At 67.7% G+C, this 19,212-nt stretch carries 15 protein-coding genes; 8 read left to right on the top strand and 7 right to left on the bottom strand.

What is annotated here, in order from left to right; genetic code table 11:
- Positions 1-13: 13 nt before the first annotated feature.
- The 5 genes from ACMPH2_RS01210 (at position 14) to ACMPH2_RS01190 (ending at position 5,370) form a co-directional block, all read left to right on the top strand.
- Positions 14-781 carry a hypothetical protein gene (locus ACMPH2_RS01210; RefSeq protein WP_040656718.1) on the top strand — a complete coding sequence of 256 codons (768 nt, stop codon included), beginning with the start codon at positions 14-16 and terminating at the stop codon, positions 779-781.
- 523 nt (positions 782-1,304) lie between these two features.
- Entirely contained in the window at positions 1,305-2,375 is a 1,071-nt protein-coding gene (locus tag ACMPH2_RS01205) for a glycosyltransferase family 2 protein (RefSeq protein ID WP_417118398.1), read from the top strand.
- Positions 2,376-2,508: 133 nt separating this feature from the next.
- Positions 2,509-3,495, top strand: coding sequence for a zinc ribbon domain-containing protein (locus ACMPH2_RS01200; protein WP_417118397.1), 987 nt, complete (start codon positions 2,509-2,511; stop codon positions 3,493-3,495).
- A 99-nt stretch (positions 3,496-3,594) separates the two neighbouring features.
- Positions 3,595-4,233, top strand: coding sequence for an orotate phosphoribosyltransferase (gene pyrE, locus ACMPH2_RS01195; RefSeq protein WP_417118396.1), 639 nt, complete (start codon positions 3,595-3,597; stop codon positions 4,231-4,233).
- Positions 4,234-4,386: 153 nt separating this feature from the next.
- Positions 4,387-5,370 carry a C39 family peptidase gene (locus tag ACMPH2_RS01190; RefSeq protein ID WP_417118395.1) on the top strand — a complete coding sequence of 328 codons (984 nt, stop codon included), beginning with the start codon at positions 4,387-4,389 and terminating at the stop codon, positions 5,368-5,370.
- Positions 5,371-5,943: 573 nt separating this feature from the next.
- Here ACMPH2_RS01190 and gltA read toward each other — a convergent pair.
- The 4 genes from gltA to pth form a co-directional block, all read right to left on the bottom strand.
- Complete coding sequence (gene gltA, locus ACMPH2_RS01185) at positions 5,944-7,356, bottom strand: NADPH-dependent glutamate synthase (RefSeq protein ID WP_417118394.1); 1,413 nt, start codon at positions 7,354-7,356, stop codon at positions 5,944-5,946.
- Entirely contained in the window at positions 7,344-8,186 is an 843-nt protein-coding gene (locus ACMPH2_RS01180; protein WP_417118393.1) for a sulfide/dihydroorotate dehydrogenase-like FAD/NAD-binding protein, read from the bottom strand. The genes gltA and ACMPH2_RS01180 overlap by 13 nt, the downstream gene beginning before the upstream one ends.
- A 184-nt stretch (positions 8,187-8,370) precedes the next feature.
- Complete coding sequence (locus ACMPH2_RS01175) at positions 8,371-8,745, bottom strand: TMEM175 family protein (protein WP_417118392.1); 375 nt, start codon at positions 8,743-8,745, stop codon at positions 8,371-8,373.
- 87 nt (positions 8,746-8,832) lie between these two features.
- Complete coding sequence (pth, locus tag ACMPH2_RS01170) at positions 8,833-9,417, bottom strand: aminoacyl-tRNA hydrolase (RefSeq protein ID WP_009278476.1); 585 nt, start codon at positions 9,415-9,417, stop codon at positions 8,833-8,835.
- 118 nt (positions 9,418-9,535) lie between these two features.
- On the opposite strand from pth, the gene pcp reads away from it, so the two are divergent.
- Positions 9,536-10,147 (top strand): pyroglutamyl-peptidase I, encoded by a 612-nt coding sequence (gene pcp / locus ACMPH2_RS01165; RefSeq protein ID WP_417118391.1) that lies wholly within the window; start codon positions 9,536-9,538, stop codon positions 10,145-10,147.
- A gap of 290 nt (positions 10,148-10,437) precedes the next feature.
- Here the strand turns inward: pcp and ACMPH2_RS01160 are convergent, their stop codons facing one another.
- Positions 10,438-11,460, bottom strand: coding sequence for a zinc ribbon domain-containing protein (locus ACMPH2_RS01160; protein ID WP_417118390.1), 1,023 nt, complete (start codon positions 11,458-11,460; stop codon positions 10,438-10,440).
- 127 nt (positions 11,461-11,587) lie between these two features.
- Here ACMPH2_RS01160 and ACMPH2_RS01155 point away from each other — a divergent pair, with 127 nt between their 5' ends.
- On the top strand, positions 11,588-12,595 hold the full coding sequence (locus ACMPH2_RS01155; RefSeq protein ID WP_417118389.1) for a serine hydrolase: 1,008 nt from the start codon (positions 11,588-11,590) through the stop codon (positions 12,593-12,595).
- A gap of 196 nt (positions 12,596-12,791) precedes the next feature.
- Here ACMPH2_RS01155 and ACMPH2_RS01150 read toward each other — a convergent pair whose 3' ends face one another.
- Together ACMPH2_RS01150 and glmU are read right to left on the bottom strand one after the other, a co-directional pair.
- The gene (locus ACMPH2_RS01150) at positions 12,792-13,787 is read right to left on the bottom strand and encodes a ribose-phosphate diphosphokinase (RefSeq protein WP_417118388.1); all 996 of its coding nucleotides are present in this window, start codon (positions 13,785-13,787) and stop codon (positions 12,792-12,794) included.
- On the bottom strand, positions 13,788-15,185 hold the full coding sequence (glmU, locus tag ACMPH2_RS01145) for a bifunctional UDP-N-acetylglucosamine diphosphorylase/glucosamine-1-phosphate N-acetyltransferase GlmU (protein ID WP_009278481.1): 1,398 nt from the start codon (positions 15,183-15,185) through the stop codon (positions 13,788-13,790).
- Positions 15,186-16,103: 918 nt separating this feature from the next.
- Between glmU and ACMPH2_RS01140 the strand changes: the two genes are divergently transcribed.
- The gene (locus tag ACMPH2_RS01140) at positions 16,104-18,908 is read left to right on the top strand and encodes a magnesium-translocating P-type ATPase (RefSeq protein WP_417118387.1); all 2,805 of its coding nucleotides are present in this window, start codon (positions 16,104-16,106) and stop codon (positions 18,906-18,908) included.
- Positions 18,909-19,212 lie beyond the last annotated feature (304 nt).

Raw genomic sequence — 19,212 nt, 5'->3', positions numbered from 1 at the left:
GAGGGGAGGCCCCATGCCGCACAGGCGCGAGCGCTTCGAGCGCAGTGACGTTCCGCGCGAGTCCGCGCATCGCAACCTCGTCGCGCTGGCCGTTCTGCTCGTCTTGGCGGCAGGGCTCGCGGCACTCCTGACGCAGCTCTGGAGGTGCGCGAACGCTGACGGCCGCGTGGGTGACGCAGGCCTTGGCAGCGGCATCAGCACGCAGGCGGAGACGCTGGACCCCGACGAGGGCTACGAGGCGTCGGACGACGTGTTCACCCACATCCTGGTGCTTACGGTGGATGACGTCAGGAAGAGCGCGCCCACGTTGCAGAGGGCGCAGCTCCTCTCGCTCGACGCAACCAAGCGCAAGGGCTATCTGGTCGAGATTCCCCTCGACGTGCGCGTCGAGGACGCGTCTGGCGCGAGCACGCTGCAGGAGCTCTTTGCCGCGAAGGGCGCCCAGAGCTGCATCGCCCCGCTTGCCGCAGCATGCAACATCAGGGCGACCCATGTCCTGGTGGCGACGGACGAGCTCTGGGACCAGGTGAGGGGGCTGCGCAACTCTGGCGTATCGGCGCTGCTGGATAGCGCATCCGGGCTCTTCTCCAACATCTCCACCGACATGAGCACGTCGCAGCTGCTCGATGTGGTCGAGCTCGTGCAGTCCATCGGCGTCGAGAACCTCGACCTAAAGGATGCGCCGGCGGACGCGGAGGACGACGGCGACGGCGGGAGCTGGTCTCGCATCCGCCAGACGGAGCTCGGGTTGCTCGTGGGCACGCTTCGCCCCACGTCGTAGGTGGTGTGTCGGGCTGGCGCTGCGCTACTGTTGCATCGGGCACGCTCAAACGCACGCATCCGCCGTCGAGCACGCTCCAACGCACGCGCCTGCCACCAGGTCGCGCTTCAGGACGCGAGCGTTGCCGGCACCAAGCACGCTTGAACGCACGTGCTTGCCATCAATCACGCTCGAACGCACAAGGCGAGAAAATCTATCTGCGCTTTTGTGGGCCCGCCTGTGCGCAACAGCGTGCTCGATGAATTGGTCGTGCGCAACGGCGTGGGCAATGGAACGAGGCGTGCGCAACGGCGTGCACGTCGAAGCCAAACGCGCGTGACAGCCAAACGTGAGCGCAACGGCATGCTCGACGAAATCGCCGCCGTCCCTCTCGCTTCTGTGCTTAGTCTGTAATCTGCGCCCTTCACCCCCTCGTCACAACGTTTGCCACCTGCTGGGCCATAATTCAGCTTGTGAGCACGGGCAACCTGACACGAAGCCTCGCCCGTGGACGAGCTGACGACGTTGTCTGGAGACGCTTGGAATGACGCCCAAGGCACCCAAGATCTCGATCATCATGCCGGCGTACAACGTCGACAGATATGTTCGCCGTGCCGTCGAAAGCATCCAGCACCAGACCTTCGCGGACTTCGAGCTCCTGGCGGTGGACGACGGCTCCACCGATCGCACGGGCCAGATCCTGGATTCCATCGCCGACCGCGACATCCGCGTCACTGCCTTCCACCAAGAGAACGGCGGCGCCCCCGCGGCCCGCAACTTCGCCCTCGACCGCGCCCGCGGCAAGTACGTCATGTTCTTCGACGCGGACGACTGGGCCGAACCCCGCATGCTGGAAGAGATGTACGAGTTTGCCGAGGCCGGCCAGCTCGAGCTTGCCGTTGCCGGCTTCTACATCGACACCTACTACGGTGACGACGGGCAGCACACCACCGAGCTCAAGAGCTGCCCCACCCGCGTGTACGGCACGCAGCGCGAGTTCAGGACCTCCGCCTGGGAGCTCTTCGACGCCAACCAGCTCTATGCCCCATGGAACAAGATCTTCCTGCGCTCCCGCATCGAGGAGCTGGGCCTGCGCTTTCGTCCCACCTTCTGGGACGACTTCCCCTACGTGCTCGACTTCGTGCGCGACGTGGAGCGGGTGGGCGTCATGGAGACGCCGTACTACCACTTCATCAGGCAGCGCAGCGAGTCCGAGACCGCCCGCTGGCGCCCCGACATGTACGACAAGCGCGAGGAGGAGCACGGCTGGATGCTGGAGCTCTATCGCCACTGGGGGCTCGAGGGCGACGCCGCCAGCATGGAGGTCGTGCAGAGGCGCTACATCGAGCGTCTCGTGGGCTGCATAGAGAACGTCTGCAATCCCCAGTGCTCCCTGGACGCGAAGGAGAAGCTCGCCCAGATCGAGCGCATGATCACGAGCGAGCGCGCCCAGCTGGCGGTTGCCGTCGCGCGTCCCCGCACCAAGATGATGGCCCTCATGCTCCTTCCCATACGGGAGAAGAACGCCGCCATGGCATACCGGGAGGGTCGCTTCATCAGCTTCGTGAAGCGCCACAACACGCGGATCTTCGCCACGCTGAAGGCGAACCGCTAGCCAGCCATCCGCTGGCGCCCCGCGTCGGAGGCCTTGTTGGCCGCAGTGCAGGCCATCGGCGCCTCTCGACTGCGATACAGTAGGACGAGGCCGCCGTGCGGCCCTACGGCGCATGCGACGAGGGGAGCCCGTCTTGTTCTGTCCCAACTGTGGCAACGAGGTCCAGCCCGGCCAGGCCTTCTGTGGCAACTGCGGGTTCAGGCTGGAGGCAGGGGAGAGGCCCGTTTCCGTTCGGCCCGAGGTGACGGCCCAGGACGCGGTGACGGTCCATCCGGAGGCCGTCGAACGACCGGCGCAGCCTGCGACGGAGCCCGCTCAGCCTGCGCAGCCGGCGCCCGCGCAGGCAGCGAATCCCGTTCCCGCCCAAGTCGCCGCCGACCCCTATGTGGCCGCAGCCGAGCCTGCCGCCGGCGCGACCGCTCCCGGCGCGCGCCACGCATATGGGACCGGCGACATCGTCACCCTCGCAGGCAAGGCCGTGGCGCTTCTCTCGCTCATAATGCCCTGCGTCACGTCACCCCTGATTAAGCTCACCGCCTCGGCCATGGGCTCGTCGTCCAGCCCCATCGCGTACCTCATGGGCGGGGCGTCGCCCGACGCCCTGAGGATGCTCTCGCTCTTCAGGGGCAGCTGGAACATGCCCGAGCTGCGTGGCACCGTGAGCCAGCTCAACCGCCTCGCCGGCCTCATGGCGGGCGCTGGTGACGTCGACCTCACCACCGCGGGCGTGCTCTCGAAGATTGGCACGCTCAATGCGGTCGTCACCGTCGCCTTCGTCGTCTGGACGCTCATGCTCGTCGCCCTGTGCTTCTGCATCGTCGGACCCTTCCTCAAGGTGGCCGGCAACGACAGGCTGCGGGCGCTCGAGGGCGCCGTCGACCTCCAGAAGGTCCTGATGGTCGGCGTGGGGGCGCTCTCGCTTCTGTGGTGCGCCTGCGTGATCTTCGCCAACGGGCAGATCGAGTCCCTCGCGGTAGGTGTGGGCGGCAGCCAGGTGGGCCAGGCGCTGGCCCTGGCGAAGCCTCTCGAGCTCACGTCCTGGCCCTGGGTCGCGGGCATCGCATCCCTTCTCACGGCCTTCTGGCCCCAGCTGTCACGTCGTCTGGGGTTCGCGAGCTAGTTAGTTCCATCGGTTCCATCGGCCAGCGGCCCCCATGCGGTCGAGGGCCCGCCCGAACGCAACGGTACGGCAGGAAACCACGAGCACTTGGAGGCTCCCATGACCAGCAAGCAGGACATCGCTAAGGCGCTCCTTTCCATCAGGGCCGTGTTCCTGAGGCCCAACGAGCCCTTCACCTGGGCTTCCGGCATCAAGAGCCCCATCTATTGCGACAATCGCCTGACCCTGAGCTATCCCAAGGTCCGCACCCTGGTGGACGAGGCGCTCGCCGCCACCGCCAAGGAGCTGTATCCCGAGGTCCAGATGCTCATGGGCACCTCCACCGCCGGAATCGCGCACGCCGCCATCGCGGCGGACCGCCTGGGCATCCCCATGGGCTACGTTCGTGGCTCCGCCAAGGACCACGGGCGCCAGAACCAGATCGAGGGTCGCCTCGAGCTCGGTCAGAAGGTCGTGGTGATCGAGGACCTCATCTCGACCGGCGGAAGCGTCCTGGACTGCGTTAACCCCCTGCGGGAGGCGGGCGCGGACGTCCTGGGCGTCGTGAGCATCTTCACCTATGGTATGCGGCGCGGGCTTGACCGCCTGGCTGCGGCAAACGTCACCAACACCAGCCTCTGCGACCTGGACGCGCTGGTCGAGGTGGCCGTGGAGGAGGGCTACATCGAGCCTGGCGACAAGGCTCGCCTGCTCGCCTTCCGTGACGACCCCTCCGACCAGAGCTGGATGAGGGGGTAGTCCGGCGCGCCGCGCTTTGGAGTCCATGACTTGAGACGTGAGGGAAGGCATAGGGGGCAAGGGGAGAGAGGCTCCCGCCATGGCCGCGTCCGCTCCAGGAGGGCGGTCGCGCGCTCTGCCGTGCGACGTCCGCTCGCCGCTGCCGTGAGGAGGATGCCTCCCCGGCCGCAGCGCATGGCCCGTCGCCTGCATCGCTGGCTCAGAAGGTCTCTGCTCTGGCTCATCGATGCCAGGCCGCTCTCGTACGGCGTGATGGCCTTGGGAGCGTTGTTGCTGGTGCTAGCCTTGCTGGGTCTGGGCTCCTGCGTGCATGGATGCGTGGCCGGTGGCGCAGGCGGCAGCGGGCGGGCGACGTCCGACGCGGGGTCCGCGGGCGAGGTGGCCGATGTCCGGAGCTGGCAGTTGCCTGCGAGCTTCGTCGCGCAGCTCTCCTCTCGCCTGCAGGAGCTGGGGCGCGAGGATGTTCGCGTCGCAAAGGCGCTGGACAATCTTGACGCCTACGCGAAGGTGGGCAACGGTGGCGCGTACGAACAGCAGAAGCTGCTCAAGCTGGCGGCGGACGACCCCGCTGCCATCGACTTCGTCGCGGACCTGCCAGAGAGCTATCCACGGGCCAGGCCCGAGGAGTATGCGTCCGGCGTGACCAAGGGCGTCGTGCCCCGGCTGTACCAGTGGGACAAGCGTTGGGGCTACACGGAGTACTGCGGCCGAGACTTTGGCACCACGGGCTGCTGTCCGACGTCGTTCTCGATGGTGTACATGGCCGTGACAGGGAAGACCGACGTTACGCCTGGCGTTGCGGGCGAGCTGGCGCAGGAGCTCGACATGGTGGACGACGACGCGGGCACCTACGGCGACTTCATCCCCACGGCGGCGGAGCGCTACGGGCTCGAGTGCCGGGAGGTGGGCAGGTCGGTCGAGGTGATCAAGGCTGAGCTACAAAGCGGGCACGTGCTCATTGCCAACGTGGGACCGGGCGACTTCACCACGGCGGGCCACTTCATCGTGCTCACGGTTTGGAACGCGGACGGGAGCGTGTCCATCTGCGACCCGTACTCGTCGGTGAGGTCGGGACAGGCCTGGGACCCGGAGCGCTTGGTCGGCCAGACGATGCGCCTGCATAGCTTCAAGCTGTAGTGGGGGCTGGGCGTGCGTGCCACTCGCTTGCGCCGAACACGCGCCAACGCACGCCATTGTCATCGAGCACGCAGTTGCGCACAGGTGTCGTCGTAAAAGTGCAGGTCAAATTTTTCGACATGTGCGTTGGGGCGTGCGGGATGAATTAGCTGTGCGTTGGGGCGTGCGCGACACGTGGAGACGTGCGTTGGAGCGTGCTTGATGCACGACGGTGCTCCGACCCCCTCCCACAGCGTCCGATGCGTCGATTGGCTTCGCGACTACGTCCAACGCGTCTGAGCGCGAAATTTTACCTGCGGGTTTGCGAGGCGAGAGACGCGTTCGACGTACTCGGGAGTTTTGCGCGCGCGTTCGACGTAGCCGCGGCCAGATTGTGCGCGTTCGACGTACTTGCTGCTCAAGTGCGCGCGTTCGACGCACTCGCGCCCTGTCGCCTGTCGTCCGCATACAAGAAGACCCCGGCGGAGAGAAAACCCTCCGTCGGGGTCCGAGCCTCAATCCAACCTCGTGGGCTCCTCTTGCCTGCACGAAGCCGAGTGCGCTGCGTGCCTGCCGCGCCGCGTGTCTCGCCCGCTACTCGCCCTTGCCGGTGAGCGCGGCGGTCATGGCCGCAGCGGCCTTCTTGCCGGCGCCCATGGCCAGGATGACGGTGGCGGCACCGGTGACGATGTCTCCGCCGGCCCAGATCTTGGGGTTGCTCGTCTGGCCGTTCTCGTCGGCCTCGATGTAGCCCCACTTGTTGAGCTCCATGCCGCCGATCAGCTTGGCGAAGGGGTTCGCGTTGGTGCCGATGGCAGAGATGGCCACGTCGCAGGGAATCTCCTCGATTGCGCCCTCGATGGGCACGGGGCGGCGGCGGCCAGAGTCGTCGGGCTCGCCGAGCTCCATCTTCTGCACGCGCACGGCACAGACGTTGCCGTCCTCGCCGGCGACGAACTCCAGCGGCGAGACCAGGGGCATGACCTCGACGCCCTCGGCCTTGGCGTGGTGCAGCTCGGCCTTACGGGCGGGCATCTCGTCCTCGGTGCGTCGGTAGGCGATGACCGCGCGCTCGGCACCCAGGCGCTTCGCGGTGCGCACGGCGTCCATGGCCACATTGCCGCCGCCAAAGACGACGACGTTCTTGCCGTGCTTGGTGGGGGTGTCGTACTCGGGGAAGCCGTTGGCCTTCATCAGGTTGACGCGGGTGAGGTACTCGTTGGCGAAGAACACGTTGGGCAGGTTCTCGCCGGGGATGTTGAGGAACTTGGGCAGTCCGGCGCCGGTGGCCACGTAGATGGCGTCGAAGCCCTTCTCGCCCAGGAGCTCCTCCGCGTCGGCCAGGCGGCCCATGACGGAGTTGAACTCGAACTTGACGCCCATCTCCTTGAGCCCGTCGATCTCGCGCTTGACGACGGCCTTGGGAAGGCGGAACTCGGGAATGCCGTAGACCAGCACGCCGCCGCCGGTGAAGAAGGCCTCGAAGACGGTGACGTCGAAGCCGTTGCGGGCCAGCTCGCCGGCGCAGGTGATGCCGGAGGGGCCGGAGCCGATGACGGCGACCTTCATGCCGTTCTTGGGTGCCATCTGGGGTGCGCTGGCAAGCTCGGGCTGGTCGCCCAGGAAGCGCTCAAGCTGGCCGATGGCCACGGGATCGCCCTTCTTGCCGCGAATGCACATGCCCTCGCACTGGCTCTCCTGCGGGCAGACGCGGCCGCAGATGGCGGGGAGCATGGACTGCTCGCGGATGACGTCGAGGCCCTTGCCGTACTCCTTGTCGTAGATGGCCTCGATGAAGGCGGGGATGTTGATGTTGACGGGGCATCCCTGCACGCAGAGGGGCTTCTTGCACCTCATGCAGCGCGCGGCCTCAGCCACGGCCATCTCTTCGGTGAAGCCCTTGTCTACGGGACGGAAGTCAAGGGCGCGCTCGGCGGCGGGCTCCTCGTTGTCTGCGGTGCGGGGCGACTTCATGTCGGCAACCCAACGGCCGTTTACCTCTGGCATGCGCAGTTCGCCTCCTCATAGGCCTTGAGGGCCTGGCCCTCCTCGGTGCGGTACGCGGCCTGACGGGCGCGCAGGTCGTTCCAGTCGACCTTGGTTGCGTCGAAGTCGGGGCCGTCGACGCAGGCGAACTTGGTCTGGCCGTCCACCTCGACGCGGCAGCAGCCGCACATGCCCGTGCCGTCCACCATGATGGGGTTGAGCGACGCGATGATGGGGGTGCCGTACTTCTCGGCAGTGAGGGTGGAGAACTTCATCATGGGCACGGGGCCGACGCAGAAGACCTGGTCGACGGCCTTGTCCTGGAGCAGGCGCTCCAGGGGTGCGGTGACGACGCCCTTCTCGCCATAGGAGCCGTCGTCCGTGGTGATATGGATGTGGTCCTCGGGCAGGATGGAGCGGAACTGCTCCTCGAGCAGCAGCAGGTCCTTGGTGCGGGCGCCCATGATGGCGTGCACCTCGTGGCCGGTGGCCGCGAGCTGGCGCGCGACGGGGAAGGCAATCGCAAGGCCCACGCCGCCGCCGATGACGGCCCACTTGCCGGGGCCCATCTCGGTGGGCTGGCCCAGCGGTCCGGTGACGTCCTGCAGCTCGTCGCCCGCCTCGTAGCCAGAGAGCATCTGGGTGGTCTTGCCGATCACCATGAAGATGAACTCGACCCAGCCCTCCTCGGCGTTCCAGTCCGCGAAGGTGAACGGCACGCGCTCGCCCTTCTCGTTGGCGCGCACCATGAGGAACTGGCCGGCATGCGCGTGCTTGGCCATCTCGGGCGCCTCGATGCGGAACTTGAACACCTTCTCCGAGAACTGAGTCTTCTCGAGGATCTTGTACATCAAATGGCTCCTCTCCTGAAGCATCATTCGTACAGCGGACTGGCGAGCCGCGTCCCCCAATTGCGGCAGCCTCGTCCATTTTATGCTCAAAGGGTCCGCTTGCGTACGCAACTTCGCCTTTAGCCGATTTATTCAGCTCTGGTGAGAGGGGCGTCGCGGCCGTTACCGCAGGGGAGTTCCGGTCCTACTCCGGACGGGCGTCCAGCGCCCTGCTGATGCGACGGTCGGGGACGAACCAGATGACGTTGACGATGAAGTACATGGCGAGGGCGACCCACGGGAGCCAGAGCGACACGATGGCACCCGAGGCATAGAGCAGGGCGTGGTTCGCCCACATCACCTTGCCGTTCACGTTCTTGATGACGTGGAGGAGGTGATGGTGGTTGCCCCAGTAGATGGCGATGACGATGAAGCTCATCAGGTAGCAGAGGAGGCTGAGGACGAAGGCGAGGAGGTCGCGGTAGGTCCCGCCGTTGGGGGCGTGGAAGGTCAGGAGGATGATGGTGATGAATATGGCGATGCAGCCATCCGAGAACGCCTCGAGCTTGTCGGTTTCCATGCGTTGCCCTCCCCCGGAATGCGGTCGCGCGAAGACGCCCGGCCGTTCCAGCGTTGTCCGTTTGGACGTGCCAGTCGTACGCGTCGTCTAGTCCCAGCTCACGTTCCCGTCGAGGCAGCGCTCGGCCAGGTCCGCCGCGTCCTGTGCGGTGAGCCTGAACTCGTCCAGGAAGCCGCCCTTGAGCTGGCGGAGGGCGTAGTCTGCCACGCTCATCTTTCCCGGGGGCCTGCCCACGCCGAAGCGCAGCCTGGCGAAGTCGCGCGTGCCCAGCTTGTCCGCGACGGAGCGGAGTCCGTTGTGCGCGTTGAGGCCACCGCCAAACTTGGCTCGCACCTGGCCCTGCGGGAGGTCCACCTCGTCGTGGACCACCAGGACCTCCTGCGGTCCCACGCGCAGCTCCCTCATGAGCTTCGAGAGCGGGCCGCCGCTGGTGTTCATGTAGCTCTGCGGCTTTGCGAGGACGACCTCGCGCGCCTCTCCCGCCGACGTCCAGCCGATGCGCGCGACGTCGCAGCCCGCTTGGCTCTTCCAGTAGCGCACACCCGCGCGCTCGGCCAGCAGGTCGACGGTCGCGAAGCCCGCGTTGTGTCGGGTCTCGGCGTATTCGGGACCGGGGTTTCCCAGCCCGCAGATGAGGGAAATCTGCTTGGGTGCCTTGGGTGCCGCCTTCATGCCAGCCTCTCTTGCGTAGCCGTTCGTTGCAAAGAGCATAGCGCAGGGGAGAGACACCTCGTCCAGGACCTGCGCTGTCGTATCATGCGGACGCAGGAGAGCGTCGGAAGGCGGTACCATGGGCAAGGTTCTTGTCACGGGCTTCGAGCCCTTTGGGGGAGAGGCGACCAACCCGTCCTGGGAGGCGGTCCGATCGCTTCCGGATACCATCCTGGGCAGGGAGCTCGTGCGCGTCGTGCTTCCCGTGGAGTTCGGCGGCGCCTTCGCGAGGCTGCGCGAGGAGCTGGAGGCCTGTGACGCCGAACTGGTGCTCTGCGTGGGCCAGGCGGGCGGGCGCTCCAAGGTCATGCCGGAGTTCGTGGGCATCAACTGGCGTGACGCACGCATTCCGGACAACGCCGGCAGGCAGCCCCTTGGCGAGCGCATCCTCGAGGGTGCCCCGGACGCGCTTTTCTCCACCCTGCCTGTGGCGGGCATGGCGCGCGCGGCCGCTGACGGCGGCGTGCCTGCGGCGGTCTCGTACACGGCCGGGACCTACGTGTGCAACGAGCTTCTCTTCTGCCTGTTGGACTGCCTGCGCGGCGGGAGGCCGGGCGTGAGGGGCGGCTTCGTCCACTTGCCCTACCTGCCCCAGCAGGCTGTGGCGCTTGGGTCGGACGTGCCCAGCATGTCGCTGGACGTTGCCACGCGTGGGCTTGAGCTCATGCTGGGGGCCTGCCTCGAGGCGTGAGGCGCGCCTCTCTCGCCTGACGTTTGCCGTGCACGCCATGCGTCACGCGCGCCATTGCCCGCGTACGGCTCATCGCTCACGCTCGAACGCACACACCCGGCCGCCGGGCACGCTCGAACGCACGCACGCCTCGTCGCTCACGCTCAAACGCACATGCCGCATCGCGTTTGCCCAGTTGATGGGACTGGCTCATGTGCGCAAGAGCGTGCTCGCTGGCAATCTCGTGCGTAACGGCGTGAACGTCGAACCATGCGCGCCCGGGTCCAGCGCCATCGCCTGCGCCTACGCTCCTACAGCGTGATCTGTGGGTACAGCTTCTCGTAGTCGTCCAGCGCTGCGTTCTTGTTGGAGCCGTCCAGGTTCCCGGCAGAGATCGGTCCCAAGATCTCTGACTGGTGGGGCTCCGGGTCCGGGTAGCGCAGGTCAACCTGCCAGGCGGAGTCCATCACCGTGACACGGCTCAGGTGGTCCTGGTAGCACTGGCGGATCTGCGAGAGCTGCGTGGTCCACGCGGACCCCTCCGGTGCCGTCATCTTGCCCAGGGAGTCCACCTTGCCTTGGAGCTCGACCTTGAGGCTGGAGCAGCTGCTGGCAAGGCTGCGCCTGAGGTCCATGTCCTTGGAGAGGAACGACGCGTTGAAGTTCGAGGCCGCGTCACGCACGCGCGCGTCGTAGTCGGAGAGCACGTTGTAGTACGAGACCAGGGAGTCGTGGAAGGCGCTGTCCTGCTGGTCGAGGGACTCCTTCTTGGCCTTCTCCTCCTGGGCCTCGGCCTCCTCTTCCTTCTTCTTGGCCTCTGCCTCGGCCCCCGCCTTGTCGTCCTCCTGCTTCCTCGAGGCGTCGCCGTTTGCCTCGCCATCGGAGTCACCCTGTTGCTGGCCCTGCTGGGGTTGCCCATCGTTGCCGCCCGTGCCCGTGCCCGACAGCCACGCGTGGGCGAGTGCGGCCACGAGGGCGAGGGCCGCCAGCGCCGCCACGACGACGGCGATGGTCCTGTGGCGGTTGTCGCCGCCTGCGACGGCGGAGGTCGCCCGTGCATAGGGAGCCTGCGCAAACGCAGCCTGGGGATGGGGACTGCCGGGCCTCACGGGCACGTAGGGCTGGGCTCCCGCAGGCTGCATGGGAGCGGCCTCCCCGGGTGCCGCGAGCCGCTGCGTCTGGTCGGGCTGGGGCTCCGTTGCCGAAGCGTCACTCGTGGGCTCGGTCGCGCCGCCGTCGACGAGGGCCTGCACGGGCGCTCCGCAGTTGGTGCAGAAGCGGGCGCCCTCCTGGAGGGGAGCCCCGCAGTTGACGCAAAAGTTGTTTCCGGCCATCGCTTCCTCCGTGAGCTCGCGTGGGCAAGGCTTCATGGCAGGTACCATAGTTGGCTGGGCTATCGTCCGACCCGTCCGCGCCTCGAGGCGCCCGAACGTCAAAGACCTGCGTACGTGAGGCGTGAACATGCTCCATTCCAGAATAGCCCTTGTCGCCCTCGCCACCCTCGCGGCAGTCGCCCCCTGCCTCCTGGGCGCCTGCTCGCCTCGGGTCGTGAGTGGCCCGGGCGCGGCGGAAGGCCAGGCAAGCCAGCCTGGCGCGTCGGACCAGGCCACGGCGGGGCAGAAGACGGCGTGGCCCACGGTGAGCGACGCGTCCCCGGGCGACTCCTCGTCGGACACGTGGCCGCGGGACTCAGCCCCCATCCAGGCGGCGGTCGAGGCGGCGCTCGCCGGCCACTCCGGAAGCGCCTACGTCGCCTACGAGTCGGTGGATGGCAGCACCACGGGATTCTCCCTTGGGGGAGAGGAGCGCGTCCCCTCGGCCAGCATGATCAAGACTGTGGTGATGGCGACGCTCTTGCAGGAGGCCCAGGACGGCCGCATCTCGCTTGCGGACGGCACCATCCTGCGCGGTCAGGACCGCGTGGCAGGCTCGGGCGTGGTGCAGGGCATGCGCGCGGGCACCTGGCTCAGCTATGGGCAGCTTGCGGCATACATGGTCGGACAGAGCGACAACATGGCCACCAACCTGCTCATCGACGCCCTGGGCATGGATGCGGTGAACGAGGAGTGCCAGCGGCTTGGGCTTGCCGACACGAGCCTCTGCCGCAAGATGATGGACACGGTTGCGGCCGCCTCCGGGCGCGAGAACTACACGAGCGCGAGCGACCAGGCGAGGCTGCTGCTCATGGTGGCGCGCGGGGAGCTCGTGAGCCCCGAGGCCTCCGAGCGTGCCTTGGGCTGGCTCGAGGACCAGGCGGACACGCGAGGCCTGGCGCAGGGACTGCCGGATGGGGTCGCGTTCGCGCACAAGACGGGGAGCTTGGACGGCGTGCGCCACGACGGCGGCATCGTCCCGGGAGACCACCCCTACGTGCTCGTCGTCATGACCACGGGGATGGACCAGGGCCAGGCGGACGCCCTCATGGCGCGCGTCTCGACCGCCGTCTGGGAGGCGGTGCAGGAGCCTTAGCCCCACGGGCGCGGACGCAGGCCGCTCTCGCCTGCACGCCGCAGCCCATCGCCGCGCGCCCTCGCCCCACTTCCCAGAGAAGAAGGGCGCTCCGGCCGAAGCCGGGGCGCCCAAGGGGTCGAGCTCAGGAACCGAAGCAAGCTACAGGGCGCATGTTGCCCATGCTCGCTGCCGGTGGTTTGCGCTTCTGGCAGCGCTACATCTCGGAGTTGCCGCCAAACACGCCGGACACGGGGGTGTTCACGTACACGGCGTAGATCGCGTCGGCCAGCTCCTGCGCGACGGACACGGTCTTGATCTTGGAGCCGGGCTGGTTGGCCACGGCGCAGGGGATGGCGTCGGACACAACGCACTCCACGATGGGTGCGCCCTCGATGCGCTCGATGGCCTGGCCCGAGAAGATGCCGTGGGTGGCGCTGATGTAGATGTCGCCCGCGCCCATCTCCTTGAGCTTGTTGATGGAGCCCACCAGGGTGCCCGCGGTGTCGATCATGTCGTCGTTGATGATGCAGGTCTTGCCCTTGATGTTGCCGATGATGCCCATGACCTCGGCGGCGTTGTGCTTGGGACGGCTCTTGTGGGCGATGGCGACCTCGCAGCCCAGGTAGTCGCTGAGCTTCTTGGCGACCTTCGCGCGGCCCATGTCGGGAGAGACCACGACGGTGTTCTCCCAGTCGAAGTCCTTCTCCTTGAAGTAGTCGCCAAAGAGGTAGAGGGCGGTGAGGTGGGTCACGGGGATGTCGAAGAAGCCCTGGATTTGGTTGGAGTGCAGGTCAAGCGTGATCACGCGGTCCACGCCGGCGGCCTCGAGCAGGTTGGCCACCAGGCGGGCGGTGATGGGCTCGCGCGGCGCGGCCTTGCGGTCCTGGCGCGCGTAGCCGTAGTGGGGGATGACCACGGTGAAGTTGTCCGCGGAGGCGCGCGTGGCCGCGTCTGCCACGATTAGCGTCTCCATGAGCAGGTCGTTGACGTTGGGGCCGGCCAGGGTCTGGATGAAGAAGACCTCGTCGCCGCGGACGGACTCCACGAAGCGCGCGTAGGTCTCGCCGTTTGCGAACTTCTCCAGGTGCAGGCCCTGCAGTTCGAGGTGCAGGATCTCGGCGACCCGCTTCGACAGCTCCGGGTTACCGGTGCCGGAGAAGAGCTTTATCTCCTTCTCGACGTTGAGCGGCTTGCACAGGTTCTCGTACATCTACTCCTCTTTCCCAAGTCTCTCCCAGTACTGATCCGCCCAGCCCTCCTGGACGTACTGCCTCGAGCGCTCCAGCGAGAGGGCTCCCGCCGGCACGTCTCTGGTGATGCACGAACTCGCGCCGATGAGCGCGTTGTCGCCAATGGTCACGGGGGCCACCATCATGGTGTCGGAGCCCACGAAGACGTGGTCTCCGATCTGGGTGTGGCTCTTGTGCTTCCCGTCGTAGTTGCAGGTGATGGAGCCGCCGCCGATGTTGACGTCGCGGCCTAGGGTCGCGTCACCGATGTAGGAGAGGTGCGGCACCTTCGAGTTCTCGCCCACCTCGGAGCCCTTTATCTCGACGTGGGTGCCTGCCTTGGCACCCTTGTGGAAGTGGGCGCCGCCGCGCAGGTAGGCGCGCGGGCCACACTTGACCTCGTCGTCGATCGCGGAGTCCACGATGATCGTCTCGTCCACCAGGCAGCCGTCGCCCACGCTCGCGTTGACGAGCCGGCTGTTGGGGCCCACGACGCAGTCGGAGCCCACGTGGCTCCTTCCCCACACGAAGGTCTGGGGCAGGAGCTCGGTGTCCTGGCCGACGGTCGCCTCGGGTCCCACCCAGACCTGCTCGGGGTCCATCATGGTGACGCCGGCGGCCATGAGGCCCTCGTTGATGCGGCGCTGCATGATCTTGGTCACGGCGGCGAGCTGCGATCGGCTGTTGACGCCCAGGAGCTCGCCGGCGTCCTCGCAGTGCACGGCGCTCACGGGCTCGCCCATCTGGGCGTAGATGCCCACCATGTCGGTGATGTAGTACTCGCCCTGGACGTTGTCGTTGCCGATCTTGTCTAGGTTCTGGGTCAGGCGCCGTCCGCAGAAGCAGTAGAGGCCAGAGTTGCACTCCCTGAGGGCCTCGCGCTGCCCGGGGGTGCAGTCCTTGTGCTCGATGATGGCCTTGACCTGGCCGTCCTCGCTCAGGATGCGGCCGTAGCCCGTGGGGTCGTCCGGCGTCATGGTGAGCACGGTGCACGCGGCGTGCGTGTCTCTCGCCTGGTCGATGAGCGACCTGATGGTCTGGGGGCGTACCAGCGGGGTGTCGCCGTACATCACCACGGTGGGTCCCTCGAAGGCGCCGAGGGCGTCGCGCGCCACGCGGACGGCATGGCCGGTGCCCAGGCGCTCGGCCTGCTCGACGAACTCGACGCTTGCGCCCAGCTCGTCATGGGCGAAGTAGTCGCGCACCTCGTCGGCGCCGTTGCCCACGACCACGACGATGCGCTCGACCCCCGCCTTGCGGGCGGAGTCGGCGGCCCACCAGATCATGGGGTGGTCGAGCATCTTGTGCATTACCTTGGGATGGCGAGACTTCATGCGCGTTCCCTCGCCGGCGGCGAGGATGATCGCGGTTACGGGCATGTAGGGCCTCCAACGATGAACGGTCTCGGTTTTGCCGCGTCGCGGCAGGACACGGCAGTCTCATCATAACGCGCTCGCGTTGTCGGGGAGAAACGCCGGTTTGCGGGTGGCGGATTGCTCAGACGATGAACACATGGGAACGCGCGGGTGCCGTGGGGTACGGGGTGAGGCGTCGTGCCGACCATCCGAGGCTCGTGTGCGTAATGCCGCGCCGGCATCGGGGGGCTCGCATGTCTTCCGCATCCCGCGATGGCGTGCGAGCCCCGTGTGGCGTGCGAGCCCCGAAGTGAGTGGTTCCGCCCCTCTCGGCTGCGCAAGAATCACCCACTTCGACCTCGGCGCGGCCGTCTGCCCACCCACATCGCCGTTCCGGCGCGTCGCGGCCGAGGTGGGTTGTTGCAAGGCTCCGCCAGGCGAGAGAACCACCCACTTCCCGCTTGTGGTGGCATCTTGCCCACCCACATCGCCGTTCTGGTGGCACCTCATCCGCTCGCGCCGCCGTCCTTGCGCGGGAAGCTCGTGGCGGGTGCCTCTCGCCAGCCCAAAGCGAGCCTTCTGCCGGATCGAGATGGACCGTCGGGCTTGCCTTTGGTGGTGAAGGGGTTCAAGATGGTCCGTGCTCGGGTATACATGCGTCGAGGCATGGGCACGCAGCGAACCCGCGTGCCGCACACGCCGTTGCGCCAGGGATGGCCCGGCAGGCTTTCAGGCAAGGCGAGAGGGACGGGAGTCCCCGACCCCAAGGAGGTGCCCCATGGACGTCGGTCTTGGTCACAGTCGATCATGCAATTTCCGAGAGGGGGCGCCTGCTCGCGCCTTTGCCGCGTCGCGTCTGAGCTAGCAAGCCCGAGCGCCTGCGCCCCCTGACCCTGGTTTCCGCCACGCAGGCGGGACCAGCTGGAGGGAGGGGGCCATAGCATGTCCCTGATCAACGTCGGCACTGCTGGGGAGCTGAGGCTCTCCTGGCTGCGCCACCTCGCAACCCTGTCCATCGACCAGGCGTTCGACGAGCTCAAGAGCCATGAGGCGGGCCTCGGGCCCGAGGAGGTCGAGGAGTCCCGCGCCGAGTGGGGCGCCAACGTGGTGGGCGCGCCCGACCGGCCGTCCGTCTTCTCTCGTCTGCTGTCCGTGTTCTCGGACCCCTTCACTGACATCCTCGTCGTGCTGGCCATCGTCTCGTTCGTGACTGACGTCGCATTTGCCCAGCCTGGCCAGCGCGACCCATCCACCACCCTCATCATCCTGGTCATGGTGGGCATCTCGGTCCTCATGCGCGAGGTGCAGGAGCGCCGCAGCGCAAACGCCGCGGAGGCGCTGGCGCGCTCGATCCAGACCACCTGCTGCGTCGAGCGCGCGGACGCCGGACGCGCCGAGCTCCCGCTCGACCAGGTCGTGGTGGGCGACGTCATCCACCTGCGCGCGGGCGACATCGTCCCCGCCGACGTGCGCCTCACCCACGCGCGCGACCTCTTCGTCAGCCAGGCCTCCCTCACGGGCGAGAGCGCTCCCGTCGAGCGCTGCGCCGCCGCGCTGGACGAGTGCGCTGCCGCCAGCCGGGAGGTCACCGACCTGCCCAACGTCGCCCTCATGGGGTCCACCGTCATCTCGGGCGGGGCTAGCTGCGTCGTGGTCGCCGTGGGAGAGGGGACCGCCTTCGGACGCGTTGCCAGCTCGCTTGGAGAGGTGCGTCCCAAGGGTGCCTACCAGCGCAGCCTTGACGAGGTTGGCGCGCTCTTCATGAGGATGACCCTGGTCATCGCCCCTCTGGTTCTGCTTGCGAACGGCCTCACCAAGGGGGACTGGCTCGCCGCCCTGCTCTTCGCCTCGAGCGTCGCCGTGGGGCTCACGCCCGAGATGCTGCCCATGATCGTGACCGCCTGCCTGGCCAAGGGCGCTCAGGACCTGAGCCGCGGCAAGGCCATCGTGAAGCGCCTCGACGCCGTGCAGAACCTGGGTTCGATCGACGTCCTCTGCACCGACAAGACGGGCACCCTCACCGAGAACCGCGTCGTCCTGGAACGCCACCTCGACGCCCTGGGCCGGGAGGACGACCGCGTGCTCTTCGAGGCCTTCCTGAACAGCTTCTTCGAGACCGGCCTGCGCAACCTCGTCGACTCCGCCATCATCCGCCGCACTCAGGAGCTGAGCGCGGCGGCGAGGGACGCGGGCGAGAGCGACGAGGTCGGCGCCGGCGCGGTCGCGACTGGCGTCGCCATGACGTGGGGTGCGCGCGACCTGCCCAGCGCCGACGAGCTCGCCGAGCGCTACACGCTGGTGGACGAGCTTCCCTTCGACTTCGAGCGTCGCCTGGTGAGCGTCGTGGTGGGGGACGAGCGGGGCAGGACCCACATGATCACCAAGGGCGCGGTCGAGGAAGTGCTCGCGGCCTGCAGCGAGGTCGACCTGGGCGGGGAGGCGTGCGCGCTGGGTGACGACCTGCGCACGCAGGTCATGGAGCGGGCGGCGGCCATGGCGAGCGAGGGCATGCGCGTCCTCGGCGTGGCGCGCAAGGCCGAGCCTGCGGGCGTGCGCGTCCTGAGCACCAAGGACGAGCGCGACATGCGCTTCATCGGCTTCCTCGCCTTCCTCGACCCGCCCAAGGAGTCGAGCAAGACCGCCATCGCCGCCCTGGCCTCGCACGGCGTGGGGACCAAGGTGCTCACGGGGGACTCCGCCCGAGTCGCCGTCCACGTGTGCCGTGCCATCGGCCTGGACGTGGGCGGCGTGCTGGAGGGGTCAGACGTGGAGGCCATGGACGACGCCCGGCTCGCGCAGGCGGCCGAGGACGTCACCGTGTTCGCCAAGCTCGCGCCCGACCAGAAGGCTCGTGTGGTGGCCGCGCTGCGTGCCAACGGACACGTGGTGGGCTACATGGGGGATGGCGTGAACGACGCCCCCGCCATGCGCCAGAGCGACTGTGGCATCAGCGTGGAGGGGGCGACCGACGTCGCGCGCGAGACGGCGGACATTATCCTCCTCGAGAAGGACCTCATGGTGCTGGAGAGGGGCATCATGGCCGGTCGTCACACCTTCGCAAACATGGAGAAGTATGTGCGCATCGCTGCTAGCTCGAACTTCGGGAACGTCTTCAGCGTGCTCGCCGCGTCGTTGTTCCTGCCCTTCCTGCCCATGCGTGCCACCCAGATGCTCCTGCTCAACCTGCTCTCCGACATCGCCTGCACGGCGATTCCCTGGGACAACGTGGACGAGGAGTCCGTGGCCGCGCCCAACGGCTGGGACGTGGGCTCGCTGGGCGGCTACATGAGGCGGATCGGGCCCGTGAGCTCGGCGTTCGACCTTCTCACCTTTGGCCTGCTCTTCTTCTGGGTCTGCCCTGCCGTCGCGGGTGGCAGTTGGGCGGAGCTCGCGGCGGCCGGCGCGGGGATGGCGGCACGGCGCGCCCTCTTCGTGGCGGTCTTCCAGGGCGCCTGGTTCACGGAGAGCCTGGTCACGCAGCTCCTGGCCGTGCAGGTCATGCGCACGCGCAGGCTGCCCTTCGTCCAGAGCCGCGCCTCCTGGCGCGTGACCCTGGTCGCCGTCGCGGTGGGGCTCCTGGGTGCATGGCTGCCCCTCTCGCCTCTGGCCGAGCCGCTGGACTTCGTCGCGCTTCCCGCGTGGGGGCTGGGGGTCGTGGCCGTCGTCTGCGTGGCGTACGCGCTTGCGGCAATGGTGGCGAACCGCCTCGTCCTCGTGCGGGGCGTGCGGGGGAGTGCCCGTGGCTAGCGACTGGCCTCGGCTCGCCTGCTGACCCACGACCTACTTGCTGGTCCGCGACCCACTTCGGGCCTTCCGCGCGCCGGATTCGAAGTGGGTTGGTGGACGACCATGGCGGGCTCGAAGTGGGTGGGCGAGCTGCCGTGCCATGCTCGAAGTGGGCGGGCGAGTCGTCACGCCACGTCCGAAGTGGGTGGTTCTCTCGCGGGCGAGAAGGGCGTAACCACTCACTTCGGCGTTAGCGCGCGAGAGGCGAGAAATGGGTGAGTGAGTTGCTGTCGCGCGCTCGAAGTGGGTGGTTTTCTCGCCTTCA

Origin of the sequence: Olsenella phocaeensis, from assembly GCF_048189965.1 — a bacterium.
Lineage (GTDB): Bacteria > Actinomycetota > Coriobacteriia > Coriobacteriales > Atopobiaceae > Olsenella_I > Olsenella_I phocaeensis.
The sequence above is the reverse complement of the archived record's forward strand: the minus strand, read 5'-3'. Positions and strand labels throughout refer to the sequence as shown.